The 11,873-nt window shown below is 74.5% G+C and carries 14 protein-coding genes; 6 read left to right on the top strand and 8 right to left on the bottom strand.

The genetic code is table 11. The annotated features are described in order from the left end of the window. Positions 1 to 16: 16 nt before the first annotated feature. Positions 17 to 1,453 (bottom strand): sigma-70 family RNA polymerase sigma factor, encoded by a 1,437-nt coding sequence (locus AB0H37_RS01465; protein ID WP_360610580.1) that lies wholly within the window; start codon positions 1,451 to 1,453, stop codon positions 17 to 19. Between the two features lie 163 nt (positions 1,454 to 1,616). On the opposite strand from AB0H37_RS01465, the gene AB0H37_RS01460 reads away from it, so the two are divergent. From AB0H37_RS01460 to AB0H37_RS01450, 3 genes are read left to right on the top strand one after another with little or no spacing between them, the layout of a single operon-like run. Then, positions 1,617 to 2,498, top strand: a complete 882-nt coding sequence (locus AB0H37_RS01460; protein WP_329097598.1) for an SDR family NAD(P)-dependent oxidoreductase — start codon at positions 1,617 to 1,619, stop codon at positions 2,496 to 2,498. Beyond that, on the top strand, positions 2,495 to 3,052 hold the full coding sequence (locus AB0H37_RS01455; RefSeq protein WP_179838201.1) for a carboxymuconolactone decarboxylase family protein: 558 nt from the start codon (positions 2,495 to 2,497) through the stop codon (positions 3,050 to 3,052). The genes AB0H37_RS01460 and AB0H37_RS01455 overlap by 4 nt, the downstream gene beginning before the upstream one ends. Positions 3,053 to 3,076: 24 nt before the next feature. Continuing rightward, positions 3,077 to 4,465, top strand: coding sequence for an alpha/beta hydrolase family protein (locus AB0H37_RS01450; protein WP_360610577.1), 1,389 nt, complete (start codon positions 3,077 to 3,079; stop codon positions 4,463 to 4,465). On the opposite strand, the gene AB0H37_RS01445 is transcribed toward AB0H37_RS01450, so the two are convergent. Then, entirely contained in the window at positions 4,416 to 5,090 is a 675-nt protein-coding gene (locus AB0H37_RS01445; RefSeq protein ID WP_329097593.1) for a TetR/AcrR family transcriptional regulator, read from the bottom strand. The genes AB0H37_RS01450 and AB0H37_RS01445 overlap by 50 nt on opposite strands. 231 nt (positions 5,091 to 5,321) lie before the next feature. Here AB0H37_RS01445 and AB0H37_RS01440 point away from each other — a divergent pair, with 231 nt between their 5' ends. Continuing rightward, positions 5,322 to 6,008, top strand: coding sequence for a Crp/Fnr family transcriptional regulator (locus AB0H37_RS01440; RefSeq protein ID WP_021591516.1), 687 nt, complete (start codon positions 5,322 to 5,324; stop codon positions 6,006 to 6,008). 8 nt (positions 6,009 to 6,016) lie between these two features. On the opposite strand, the gene AB0H37_RS01435 is transcribed toward AB0H37_RS01440, so the two are convergent. The 5 genes from AB0H37_RS01435 to AB0H37_RS01415 are packed head-to-tail and all read right to left on the bottom strand — an operon-like array spanning position 6,017 to position 8,956. Beyond that, positions 6,017 to 6,937 carry an MBL fold metallo-hydrolase gene (locus AB0H37_RS01435; RefSeq protein WP_360610573.1) on the bottom strand — a complete coding sequence of 307 codons (921 nt, stop codon included), beginning with the start codon at positions 6,935 to 6,937 and terminating at the stop codon, positions 6,017 to 6,019. Positions 6,938 to 6,941: 4 nt separating this feature from the next. Then, positions 6,942 to 7,796 carry an NUDIX hydrolase gene (locus tag AB0H37_RS01430; protein ID WP_360610738.1) on the bottom strand — a complete coding sequence of 285 codons (855 nt, stop codon included), beginning with the start codon at positions 7,794 to 7,796 and terminating at the stop codon, positions 6,942 to 6,944. A gap of 48 nt (positions 7,797 to 7,844) precedes the next feature. Beyond that, positions 7,845 to 8,306 (bottom strand): RidA family protein, encoded by a 462-nt coding sequence (locus tag AB0H37_RS01425; protein ID WP_179838204.1) that lies wholly within the window; start codon positions 8,304 to 8,306, stop codon positions 7,845 to 7,847. A gap of 54 nt (positions 8,307 to 8,360) precedes the next feature. After that, the gene (locus tag AB0H37_RS01420) at positions 8,361 to 8,516 is read right to left on the bottom strand and encodes a DUF4177 domain-containing protein (protein ID WP_149264350.1); all 156 of its coding nucleotides are present in this window, start codon (positions 8,514 to 8,516) and stop codon (positions 8,361 to 8,363) included. A 5-nt stretch (positions 8,517 to 8,521) separates the two neighbouring features. After that, positions 8,522 to 8,956 (bottom strand): helix-turn-helix domain-containing protein, encoded by a 435-nt coding sequence (locus tag AB0H37_RS01415; protein WP_179838205.1) that lies wholly within the window; start codon positions 8,954 to 8,956, stop codon positions 8,522 to 8,524. A gap of 131 nt (positions 8,957 to 9,087) precedes the next feature. Here AB0H37_RS01415 and AB0H37_RS01410 point away from each other — a divergent pair, with 131 nt between their 5' ends. Then, the gene (locus AB0H37_RS01410) at positions 9,088 to 10,035 is read left to right on the top strand and encodes an NADP-dependent oxidoreductase (RefSeq protein ID WP_360610570.1); all 948 of its coding nucleotides are present in this window, start codon (positions 9,088 to 9,090) and stop codon (positions 10,033 to 10,035) included. Here the strand turns inward: AB0H37_RS01410 and AB0H37_RS01405 are convergent. After that, the gene (locus AB0H37_RS01405) at positions 10,025 to 10,543 is read right to left on the bottom strand and encodes a MarR family transcriptional regulator (protein ID WP_360610568.1); all 519 of its coding nucleotides are present in this window, start codon (positions 10,541 to 10,543) and stop codon (positions 10,025 to 10,027) included. The two genes, AB0H37_RS01410 and AB0H37_RS01405, sit on opposite strands and share 11 nt — an antisense overlap. 82 nt (positions 10,544 to 10,625) lie before the next feature. Between AB0H37_RS01405 and AB0H37_RS01400 the strand changes: the two genes are divergently transcribed. After that, a complete protein-coding gene (locus AB0H37_RS01400) occupies positions 10,626 to 11,864 on the top strand; it encodes an MFS transporter (protein ID WP_360610566.1) in 1,239 nt (412 codons plus the stop codon). Positions 11,865 to 11,873 lie beyond the last annotated feature (9 nt).

The raw sequence follows: 11,873 nt of genomic DNA, 5'->3' as shown, positions 1-11,873 counted from the left end.
CGGTCAGCCCGGGGGGTCAGCCGGTGGCCTCGACGGCCCAGCCCTGGGCGGCCATGCCCGCGTAGGAGGACGGTTTCAGCGTCACCGGCTTCAGACCCGACCAGCTCGCCTGGAGGTAGTAGCCGTCGCCGTTGGCGAGCCGGTAGACCGACGGCGCTACCCGCACCAGCCTCCAGACCTGGTTCGAGCCGCCGCAGGCGGCCATGACCACCGAGTACTCGCTTCCGCCCTCCCACGGGACGCCCGCGGCGGGCGTCCCGCGGCTGAGGCACCGGGCGGTGGAACTGCTCGTCAGCGTGAAGCCGCCGGCGGTATTCCTGCGCTTCCACCCGGTCGCCGGGTCGGTGCAGGAGCGCTGCACGACGGACGTCCCACTCGGCGCCAGGCACGATTGCAGCGTCGTGTTCCGCACGCGGAAGGGGCCCGCACCGGACGACGCCGCGCCGTCGCCGCCACCTCCGGGGACCCGGGCGCCGCTACCGGGTGACCGGGTGCCGACGGTGTAGTCGGGCCGGGCGACGTCCTCCGGTGCCGACCCGGCCGGAGTGGGCGTCGTGGGCGGCGGTGCGGCGCGCGGGTCCTCCCCCGGACCGCCGCCGACCGTGGTGAACAGGATGATCGCGAGGCCGGTGGCGACGCCGCCGGCCACCGCGGCCGGAAGGGTCCAGCCGGGCAGGGACGCCGCGGGGGCGAGGGGCCCGAGCGAGCCGAGCGACGCCGACGGCGCCCCCAGCAGGACGGCGCCGACGGGCAGGGCCCGCCGCAGCCGCCCGTTGATGTCGGCCATCTCCTTGGAGGCCCGCCGGCACTCCTCGCAGGACTCCAGGTGCCGGCGCAGGGCGCGGCTGCGCCGGCGTCCGGGACGGCGGACGCTCGCGGCGAGCTGGGCGGTGAACTCCGCGCATTCGGGACGTCCCCCGGAGCCGGCGACGAGGAACGCCTGCCGGAGCCCTTCGCGCGCCCGGAACGCGAGCTGGGAGACGGCGCCCTTCTCCATGCCGAGCAGCTCCGCGACCTGCCCGACGGGCTCGTCCTCGATGACCGTGTACCAGAGGACGGTCTGCCACCGTTCGGGCAGCGACCGGAAGGCGCGGACGAGCGCGTCCAGTTCGTCGACGTCCGGTGGCTCCTCCTCGGAGTCCGAGGCCCACTCGGCGACCTCGTCGGTCACGACGGTGCGACGGGCGCCGCGCGCCCAGTCGGTGGCCGTGTTCCGCACGACGGTGTAGAGGTAGGGCCTGCAGGCGTCCCGGGGCCCGCCGCCCTGGCGCATCGCCGCGAACGTGCGGGTGAACGCCTCGCTCGTCAGGTCCTCGGCGAGGTGCTGGTCGCGGACCAGTCCGCGCGCGTACCGCAGGACCGCCGTGTGGTGCCGCCGGAACAGCTCGTCCGAGGCCTCCTCGTCGCCCTCCCCGGCGGCCGCCAGAAGGTCGGCGTCCGGCCGCGTTCCCACGCCCGCTACCACCACGCCATCCAACCCAAGGCACGCATCTCACCACAACCTTCGGGGGTCGCTTGCTCACCGCAGGAGTAGACACCCGACTCGCGCCCGTATTACGTGGATTTGTGAACAATCTTAAAAAGACAACCCTGTTCCCCAGTGTTAGGGTCACCGCATGATCCTGGACTCGTCCCGCTGGACGGCGACCCTCGCCGGACGGCGCGTGCTGATCACCGGCGCCGCGCGGGGGATCGGCGCGGCGCTCGCCGCCCGGCTGCACGAACGCGGCGCGCGCGTGGCGCTCGCCGGGCTGGAGCCCGACCTCCTCTCGGACGTCGCCGCCGGGTGCGGGACGGCGCCCTGGTGGACGTGCGACGTGACCGACCGCGGCACGGTCGAGGACGTCGTCGACGGCGCCGTCCGGGAACTGGGCGGCCTGGACGTGGTCGTCGCCAACGCGGGCGTGGCCGCGCAGATGCCGGTCATCGGCGGCGACCCGTCCGTCATGGAGCAGAGCCTGCGGGTCAACGTGCTGGGCGTCTACAACACGCTGCGCGCGGCCGGGCCCCACCTCAGCCATGAACGCGGCTACGCGCTGGCCGTGTCGTCCCTGGCCGCGGCCGTCAACGCGCCCCTGCTGGGCGCCTACAGCGCGTCCAAGGCCGCGGTGGAGGCGCTGGGCAACACGCTGCGGGCCGAACTGCGCCCGTGGGGCGCGAAGGCCGGTGTCGCGTACTTCGCCGAGCTCGACACCGACATGACGCGCCGCGGGTTCGGCACCGAGGCCGCGTCCGCCCTGATGGACGCGTCGCCCCGGAGCGGGCTGGCCTTCGGCGTCGCGCCGCTGAAGCTGGGGATCGACGCGCTGGAGCGCGGGATCGCCCGCCGGTCCAGGCGGATCGTCGCCCCCTGGTGGGTGGGCGGCGTCCTGCCGGTCCGGATGGCCGTGCAGCCGGTCGCCGACCACCTCGTCCAGCGCGGCCTGCGCGACATCCTGGAGATCGCCAGGAACGAGCAGGTCGAGCTGACCACGCCGCAGCCGGATCCCGAGCGGTGACGGCGCCCCGTGCCACTCCCGGCGGCATCCGCGAGGTGGGAGTGGTCAACTGGCTCGCCTGCCGCGCCGCGGGCCGGGCCGCCGGAACCGGGCCGCCGAACCTGTTCCTGACCCTGGCGCGCCGCCGCGGGCTGTTCCGCGGCTGGCTGTGGTTCGCCGGGCGGCTCATGCCCGGCGGCACCCTGCCGCGCCGGGACACCGAACTGGTGATCCTTCGCGTCGCGCACCTGCGCGACTGCCACTACGAGTTCGGCCACCACGTCCGGCTCGCGCGCCGCGCGGGCGTGCGCGAGCCGGACGTGGAACGCCTCAAGGCCGGCCCGGACGCCGGCGGGTGGACGCCGCGCGAGCGCGCGATCCTCACCGCCGCCGACCGACTCCACGCCGAGCAGGACCTGGACGACGAGACCTGGACGCGGCTGCGCACCCACCTCACCGAGGGCGAGTGCGTCGAGCTGACCATGCTCGCCGCCCACTACGAGATGCTCGCGACCGTGATCACGACGCTGCGCGTCCAGCCCGACCGGCCCCGCCGCCCCGCCGGAGGCCGCTGACCGGCACGTCCGAGGAGGCCCCCCATGCGCACCCGAGTCCTCGCGCTCACCTTGACCCTCACCGCGACCTCCACGGGACTCGCCATGCCCGCCCACGCGGCGGGACGGGCGGTCCGCTTCACCGACTCCGGCGGCGTCCACGTCGTGAACGTGCGGCGCATCGACGACCGCCAGTACGCGCTCCGCGTCAGCACGGCCGCACTGGGGCGGGCCGTGGACGTGCGCGTCCTGCTGCCGACCGGCTACGACCGCCGTCCGGGCGCCCGCTTCCCCGTCCTGTACCTGCTCCACGGAACGTCCGGACGCGCCTCCGACTGGGTCGACCGCGGCGACGCCGAGCGGACCACCGCCGGCAGGCCGCTGATCACCGTCATGCCGGACGGGGGCTTCGACGGCAACGGCGGCGGCTGGTACACCGACTGGGCCGACCCGCGCACCAGGCTCGGGCCGTCCAGGTGGGAGACCTTCCACGTCACCCAGCTCATCCCCTGGATCGACCGGAACCTGCGCACCGTGTCCCGGCGGGAGGGCCGGGCCGTCGCGGGCCTGTCGCAGGGCGGCTTCGGGGCGATGAGCTACGCCGCCCGCCACCCCGCGCTGTTCGTGTCCGCCGCGTCGTTCTCGGGGGCGCCCGACATCGCCTACGACCCGGTCGTCGCCGTCGGCGCGACCGGGATCGTGTCCTACGTCGCGGCCTTCGACAACGGCGTGAACCCCGACGCGATCTTCGGCTCCCGGCTCGCGAACGCGGCCGGCTGGCGCGGCCACGACCCGGCGACCCTCGCGCCCAACCTGCGCGGGATGCGGCTCGCGCTCCACACCGCCACCGGTCTCCCGGGGCCGCTCGACCCGCCCGCCCCCGACCCGGCCGCGATCGGCATCGAGGCCCTCGCGCACGCCTCGACCGCCAGCTTCCACCGGCGGCTGGAAGCGCTGGAGATCCCCAGCCACTACGACGACTACGTGCTCGGTACCCACACCTTCCCGTACTGGGCCCGCGACCTGCGGCAGCACATGGGCCCGCTGATGCGGACGTTCGCCGCCCCGCCGCGCCCGCCCGCGAAGACCTCCTACCGCTCGGTCGACCCGACCTGGACGCAGTGGGGCTGGACGGTCTCGCTCAAGCGGCCGAAGGCCCAGGAGTTCAGCGCGCTGACGAACGCCTCCGCGACGGGGTTCGCCCTGCGCGCCGCCGGGACCGCCACCGTCACGACCCCCGCGTCCTACCGCCCCGGCGCCCGCGTCGTCATCGGCGTGACACGCGGGAGGACGCACAAGGTCATCAGGACCGCCGCCGGGCCGTCCGGGCGGCTTACCGTCACGCTCCCGCCCGCGCGCGGCGCCGCGACCACGCTGGTGAGCATCAGCCGTCCAGGACGCCCGAGCGCAGCAGCAGGCGCACGTGCTCGATGACCGGGGGCCCGACCGCGCGCAGCGCCGCCATGTCGCCCGCCGCGACGGCCGGCGTCACCATCGAGCTCACCGCCGACACGATGACCTCGCACGCGAACCGGCCGGCGTCGCCCGTCACGCCCATGAGGTCGGCGAGGCTCGCCGCCAGGTCGCGCTGGATGCGCGTACGCCGCCGGACGGCCTCCGGGCCCGCCGCGTACACCTCCACCAGGAACAGCCGCGCGTACGCGGGTTCTGCCGCCAGCGCCTCCAGATAGGCGGTCATGACGCGCTCGAACCGTTCGGCCGCGTCGCCCTCGCCCTGCGCCGGCCCCTGTCCGGGCCCGTCGCCCTCGCCCTGCATCGCCGCCTCCAGCTGGAGGTACAGCAGCAGGCCCGCCTGGTCGAAGGCGGCCATGAAGCAGTCGAACTTGGACGAGTACAGCGCGTAGAAGCTCTGCCGGGACACCCTGGCCCGCTTCAGGACGTCCTCCACCGACGTCCCGACGTACCCCTTCTCCGCCATCGCCGCCGCCATGGCCCCGCACAGCCGGTCGCGGTGCACCCGCTCGACCTCCGAGCGCGAAAGCGCGTGGCGCCCCCTCGGCAGGCGGCGCGGTGGGGGCCCGGGCTCGGACGTCTGCATCCGCTCAGGTTAAAGCACGGCCGCTACCCTGCCCGGGCCATCCCGTAACGGGCGATGAGACCGGTGTGACGGCATTCACCCGGTGGTCCGTACACTGGGCGAACGGGATCGGGGGCGCCCCCCGGGACGGATCACCCCTGGTCCCGCGTTTCGGCGCGCCGTGACCCTGCCTTCACGTACGCGGTGGGACGTACGTCACACTAGGCAAGTAGGTGTTCGAGGAGGAATAGCGTGACCGATCGCGACGTGGACGTTCTGAGCAGAGCTCCGCTCTTCGAGGCTCTCGACGAGCAGGGTGCCAAGGCGCTGCGCGCCAACGTGACCGAGGTGCGTCTCGCCCGCGGACAGACGCTGTTCAACGAGGGCGAGACCGGGGACCGGCTCTACGTCGTCCTCGAAGGAAAGATCAAGCTGACCCGGACGGCGCCGGACGGGCGCGAGAACCTGCTGAGCGTGCTCGGCCCGAGCGAGATGTTCGGGGAGCTGTCGCTGTTCGACCCGCGCCCCCGCACCGCGAGCGCCATCGCGGTCACCGAGTGCCGCCTCGCCGGGCTCGGCCACGACGACCTGCGGCCCTGGCTCACCGGCCACCCCGAGGTCGCCGTGCAGCTGCTCCGCGCGCTCGCCCAGCGGCTCCGCAAGACCAACGACGTGATGGCCGACCTGGTCTTCACCGACGTGCCCGGACGCGTCGCCAAGGCGCTGCTCGACCTCGCGGAGCGCTTCGGCCAGCCGTCGGAGTCGGGCCTGCACGTCCACCACGACCTCACCCAGGAGGAACTGGCCCAGCTCGTCGGCGCGTCCCGCGAGACGGTCAACAAGGCCCTCGCCGACTTCGCGCAGCGCAACTGGCTGCGCATCGAGGCCCGCGCCGTCGTGATCCTCGACATCGAGCGCCTCCGCAAGCGCTCGAAGTAGCCGAGGGGTCAGACGGCCCCGCGCTCGGCGAGGTAGTCGAGCTGGGACTGGACCGACCACTCGGCCGCGGGCCACAGGGACCTGTCCACGTCGGCGTAGACGCGCTCGACGACCTCCCGCGCCGTGCGGGCGCCCGCGGCGACGGCGGCCTCGACCTGGGCGAGGCGCTCGCGGCGGTGGTCGATGTAGTGGTCGAGGACGGCGACGGGGTCGTCCAGCTTGGGCCCGTGACCGGGGAGGATGGTCGCGGCCCCCCGGTCGGCGGAGAACCTGCGGAGCCGGTCGAGCGAGCCGAGGTAGTCGCCGAGCCTCCCCTCCAGCACGGTCGTCCCGTACCCGAGGACGGTGTCGCCGGTGAGGACGGCGCCGTCGGCCGGAAGCCAGAACGTCAGCGAGTCGTCGCTGTGGCCCGGCGTCTCCATGATCCGCAGCTCCAGGCCGCCCGTGGTGACGACGTCGCCCTCCGCGAGGCCCTCGTCGCCGAGCCGGTGCCGGGGGTCCAGCGCCCGCACCCCGACCCCGCCCGCCAGCTTCGCGAACTTCCCGGCCCCCGCGGAGTGGTCGGGGTGCCCGTGGGTGAGCAGGACCAGGCCGACCCGCCGCCCCTGCGCCTCCACCGTCTGAAGGACGCGCCGCAGGTGCTCGCCGTCCTTCGGCCCGGGGTCGACGACGACGGCCTCGGCGGCACCGGGCTCGGCGATGATCCAGGTGTTGGTGCCGTCCAGGGTCATGGCGGACGGGTTCGGGGCGAGCACGCAGGTCGCCCGGTCGGTACCCATCCCGTCGATCTCCGTCATGTCCCCCATCCTGCCCGAGGCGCGATCGGGGTGACGGGCCGGGTTCCAGCCGAGACGCTCCAGCCGCCGGAGCGCGGAGGTGCCCGCCAGCCGCCACAGGAGGGCCTGGCTCAGGGGCACCCGGCGGGACACGTTCTCAGCCCTGCGGGTAGTGCCGCGCGACGCCCTCGGGCAGCACGAGGTAGGCGTCGCCGTCGATGATCTCGGCGACCGGCTCCTGCACGACGATCTCGCGCTGCGCGGCCAGCACGTCGGCCACGGTCGCGAACTCGGCGAGTTCCGCCAGCGTCGCGATCGTCGGCGGCAGCATCATCCACTCGCCGCGCGCCGCCCGCTCGGCGGCCTCCGCCGGGCTCACCCAGGCGACCTGGTCGGCCTCGGTGCTGACGTCCCTCGCCCGCTGACCCGCCGGCATCGCGGCGACGAAGAAGCGGGTGTCGTAGCGCTTGCGCTCGATCTTCGGGGTGATCCAGTGCGCCCACGGGCGCAGCAGGTCCGAGCGCAGCACGAGGCCGCGCCGGTCGAGGAACCCCCCGAACGACTGTGAGCGGTCCAGCAGCGCCTGCCGGTCGGCCTCCCAGTCGTCGCCGCGCGTGTCGTCCACGACCGTCTCCCCGGTCGGGCCGGCGAGCAGCACGAGCGTCTCCTCGAACGTCTCCCGGACCGCCGCGCACACCAGCTCGCGGGCCAGCGTCTCGTCCGCGTCGAACGCCTTGCCCCACTCGGCGGGGGACGGCCCGGACCACGCCAGCGCCGCCTCCCCGTCGCGCGGGTCGACCGAGCCGCCGGGGAACACGTAGGCGCCGGGCGCGAACGCCATCGACCGGACGCGGCGCAGCATGAACGCCTGGAGCCCGTGCTCGTCGTGGTCGCGCAGCACGACCACGGTCGCCGCGTCCTTGGCGGCCACCGGGTCGGTCCGGCCTTCCAGGATGTCCTCGACCTGCCCCCGGAACGACTCGGGCAGCTTGAGTCCGTTGGTGATCCCCATGGCGAGCCATTCGGACATACCGAATGGCGTTCCGTCAAGCCCGGCGCCTCACGCCACCTCGGCGATCAGCTCCACCTCGACCGGCACGTCCCGTGGCAGGACGGCGACGCCGACGGCGCTGCGCGCGTGCCTGCCCGCGTCCCCGAACACCTCGGCCAGCAGATCGCTCGCCCCGTTGATCACCTGCGGCTGGCCGTGGAAGTCCGGCGCGCTGGCGACGAACCCGACGACCTTCACGATCCGCACGATCCGCGACAGCTCGCCGACCTCCGCCTTCAGCGCCGCGATCGCGTTCAGCGCGCAGATACGCGCCTGGCGCGCCGCCTCCTCGGCGCTGACCTCGGCGCCCACCTTCCCGGTGGCGCCCAGCTCGCCCTTGACCAGCGGGATCTGGCCGGCGGTGTAGACGAGCGACCCCGTCCGCGCCGTCGGCACGTAGGACGCGACCGGCGGGACGACCTCCGGCAGTTCGATGCCGAGCTCGCGGATCCGCTCTTCAGGCGTGCTCATCGCGCATTCCTCCTCGTTGAGGTCCGTTACGACGGGGGCTGTTCCGACGGGCCGCTACTGGACTTCGCGCTTGAAGTAGGCCACGAGGTTCTCGGGGTTCGGCCCCGGCAGGACGGTGACGAGCTCCCACCCGTCCTGGCCCCAGTTGTCGAGGATCTGCTTGGTCGCGTGCACCAGCAGCGGAACGGTCGCGTACTCCCACTTCTTCATGGCCCTCACCCTAGCGATCGGCCGTCCGCCCCGACGGCCTGACCGGCCCCCTCGCCGTACCGCTCGCGCGCCGCGTGGATCTCGTCGATGTGCCGGTCGGCCCACTCCCGGATGGACGTCAGCAGAGGCACGATCCGTTCGCCCAGCCGCGTCAGGGTGTACTCGACCTGGACGGGCACGGACGGAGTCACGCTGCGCGCCACGAAGCCGTCCCGCTCCAGGGAGCGGAGCGTCTGCGTGAGCATCTTCGCGCTGACCCCCGGGAGCGCCCTGCCGACCTCGGCGTACCTGCGTGCGCCGTGCGCCAGGTCCGCGAGGACCAGCATGCTCCACTTGTTGCCGATGATCCCCATCAGCTGGTGGGTGGGGCATCCGTCCATGTAGACGTCGAACGCCGCCTTCTCCTGCTCGCGACGCTCCGCCGCCGTCATCGTGGCCATGCCGCGGGTTCACCTCCGGGTGCCGAACGCACTCCGAAGTAACTTCTTCCGGCCCGCGGCTGTTCCGGCGACAGTGGCCGGTGCGGGGCCTCTCCCGCAGATGAACCCACTTCGTCCGAGGAGTCACCGCCATGCGCGCGATCATCGTGAGGACACCCGGCGGGCCCGGCGCGTTGGAGCTCTCCGACGCTCCGGTGCCCGTCCCGGGGCCCGGCCAGGTGCGGATCCGGGTGGCGGCCGCGGCGGTCAACCCGGTCGACGCCGCGACCCGCTCGGGGGCGCTGGCCGGCGCGGGGCTGATGCCGCCGTTCGGCTCGCGGCCCGCGGTCGGCATCGGCTGGGACGTCGCCGGGACCGTCGACGCGGTCGGGGGGCGTGTGACGCGGATCGCCGTGGGCGACGAGGTCATCGGCCTCAAGGACCGGCTCGACGTGCCGCTGGGCGCCTACGCGGACGCGATCGTCCTGGACGCGGACGCCGTCGCGCCCGCGCCGCGGTCGGTCCCGGCGGTCGAGGCGGCGACCATCCCGCTGAACGGGCTGACCGCCCTCCAGGCGCTCGACCTCCTCGGCCTGCCCTCGGGAGCCACGCTGCTCGTCACGGGAGCCGCGGGCGCCGTCGGCGGCTACGCGGTGGAACTGGCCGCCCACCGCGGTCTGCGCGTCGCCGCCACGGCCTCCGCCTCCGACGAGGCACTGGTGCGCGGTCTCGGCGCGGAGATGTTCGTTCCGCGCGGGGCGCACCTGGGGGACGCCGTCCGCGCGCTCGTCCCGGGCGGTGTGGACGGCGCCGTCGACGCCGCCCTCCTGTCGGTCGCGGCCCTCGACGCCGTCCGGAACGGCGGGAGGTTCGCGGCGGTGAACGGCGGTCCGGCCACCCCGCTCCCGCTGCGCGGAATCACCGTCCACAACGTGTGGATACGCGCGGACGCCGCGGCGATGGCCGGGCTCGCCGCGCTCGCGGAGGAGGGCCGCCTCACGCCCCGCGTCGCCGGCACGCTCCCGCTCGCCGAGGCGTCCAAGGCCCACGCGCGGCTGGAAGCAGGCGGCCTGCGCGGACGGCTGGTCCTCACCCCGTAGGGCTCTGCGGCGGACCGGCGGGCCGCTCGGCGCGGAGCATGACGCGGCGGAGGAGGTCGGCGAGGGTGCGGCGCTCGGCGGGGTCGAGGGCGCCGAGCAGGCGGGTCTCCTCGACGCCCAGGCCGTCCATCGCCTCGCGCCAGGCGGAGCGTCCGGCGGGGGTCAACTCGACGACGACCCGGCGGCGGTCGGTGGCGGACGGGGACCGGCGGACGAAGCCGCGGCGCTCCAGCGCGTCCAGCCGCCCGGTGATCGAGTTCGGGGGCATGGCGAGGTCGGCGGCGAGCCGGGAGGGCGCGGCGGTGCCGTGCCGCCCGGCGAGCGCGTGCAGCGTGTCGAACTCGTGCCGCTGCAGGCCGGAGGCGGCGAGGAGTTCCTCGCGCATCTGCCGGATGTGCTTGACGAAGAAGACCATCCGGGTCACGGCGCCCTCGATGTCGGGATCGAGGTCGGGCACGATCGGCGCCCACCGCTCCACGTGGTCGTCGGTCCGGTCCCTGTCGCCCATGCGGGGATCGTAGTCGCCTTCATCGTTCGGTGGAGAATAATTCCCTGGCGATTAGTTCGGCAACGAACTATATTGTCCGACCATGACCCACCCCCTGCGCGGCCGGGACTTCCGGCTGCTGTTCGCCGCCCGCGTCCTGTCCCTGACCGGGGACGCCGCCGTCCCCGCCGCGCTCGCGCTCGCCGTCCTGCGGGCGACGGGCTCCACGTCGGCGCTCGCCCTCGTGCTCGGCTGCGCGATGGTGCCGCGCCTGCTCCTGCTGCCCCTCGGAGGCGTCCTCGCCGACCGCCTGAACGCACGCGGCGTCGCCCTCACGACCGACCTCGCCGGTGCCGCGGCGCAACTGTTCGCGGCGCTGGAACTCCTGAGCGGCGAGCCTCGGCTGTGGCACCTCGCCGCCGCCCAGGTGATCGGCGGCGCGGCCTCGGCCTTCCAGACGCCGACGGTCTCACCCCTGATCGCCGGCACCGTCGAGCCGTCCGGGCTGCAGAAGGCCAACTCCCTGATGGGCGTCGCCAACGGCGCCACCCGCCTGGCCGGCCCCGCCCTCGCCGGCACCTTCGTGCTGACCATCGGCCCCGGCTGGACGTTCCTGCTGGACTCGGCGTCGTTCGCCGCAAGCGCGGCGATCCTCGCCCTGGCGCGCGTCCGGCACGTCCCGATCCCGCGGCGCTCACTGCGGGCCGACCTGGCGGAGGGCTGGTCGGAGGTCCGCTCGCGCGACTGGTACTGGACGAGCCTGATCGCGCACGGCGTCTGGAACGGCACGTCCGCCGTCCTGCTCACCCTCGGCCCCGCCCTCGCCGTCGATCGGCTCGGCGGCGAGGGGGTCTGGATCGCGACCGTCCAGGTGGGCGCCGCCGGGCTCGTCGCCGGAGCGCTGCTGGCCGCCCGCGTCCGCCCGCGCCGTCCCGTCCTCGTCGCCAACGTGGGCCTGGCCTCGCTGGCGCTGCCCCTCGCCCTGTTCGCCGTCGCCGCGCCCGCGCCCCTGCTCGTCGCGGCCTACGGGCTGGCGCTCACCGGCCTCGGCGTCCTCAACCCGACCTGGGAGACCGTCGTGCAGATGACCATCCCGCCGCAGGCGCTGGCCCGGGTGACGTCCTACGACTGGCTGCTGTCGCTGGCCGCGGCGCCCCTCGGCTACGCGCTCGCACCGTGGGCCGCCTCCGTCTGGGGCCCCTCCGTCCCGCTGTGGACGGCGGCCGTCCTGGTCGGCACGGCCTGCCTGGGCACGGCGGCGGTACCGGGCGTCCGGCGCCTGACCATGCCCGAGGCCGCGCCGGACGCCGCGCTCGCCTCACCTCAGCCGCAGGCTCGGTGAGGCCCGCCG

The organism is Actinomadura sp. NPDC023710 (genome assembly GCF_040639875.1).
Lineage (GTDB): Bacteria > Actinomycetota > Actinomycetes > Streptosporangiales > Streptosporangiaceae > Spirillospora > Spirillospora citrea.
This window is presented reverse-complemented; position numbering and strand designations above follow the sequence as displayed.

Coding starts and splice junctions, on each gene's coding strand:
- AB0H37_RS01405 (WP_360610568.1), bottom strand. CDS start 10,543: ATGGGCGACAGGGACCGGACCGACGACCACGTGGAGCGGTGGGCGCCG.
- AB0H37_RS01425 (WP_179838204.1), bottom strand. CDS start 8,306: ATGAGCACGCCTGAAGAGCGGATCCGCGAGCTCGGCATCGAACTGCCG.
- AB0H37_RS01410 (WP_360610570.1), top strand. CDS start 9,088: ATGCGCGCGATCATCGTGAGGACACCCGGCGGGCCCGGCGCGTTGGAG.
- AB0H37_RS01460 (WP_329097598.1), top strand. CDS start 1,617: ATGATCCTGGACTCGTCCCGCTGGACGGCGACCCTCGCCGGACGGCGC.
- AB0H37_RS01430 (WP_360610738.1), bottom strand. CDS start 7,796: ATGGGGATCACCAACGGACTCAAGCTGCCCGAGTCGTTCCGGGGGCAG.
- AB0H37_RS01420 (WP_149264350.1), bottom strand. CDS start 8,516: ATGAAGAAGTGGGAGTACGCGACCGTTCCGCTGCTGGTGCACGCGACC.
- AB0H37_RS01400 (WP_360610566.1), top strand. CDS start 10,626: ATGACCCACCCCCTGCGCGGCCGGGACTTCCGGCTGCTGTTCGCCGCC.
- AB0H37_RS01415 (WP_179838205.1), bottom strand. CDS start 8,956: ATGGCCACGATGACGGCGGCGGAGCGTCGCGAGCAGGAGAAGGCGGCG.
- AB0H37_RS01450 (WP_360610577.1), top strand. CDS start 3,077: ATGCGCACCCGAGTCCTCGCGCTCACCTTGACCCTCACCGCGACCTCC.
- AB0H37_RS01445 (WP_329097593.1), bottom strand. CDS start 5,090: ATGCAGACGTCCGAGCCCGGGCCCCCACCGCGCCGCCTGCCGAGGGGG.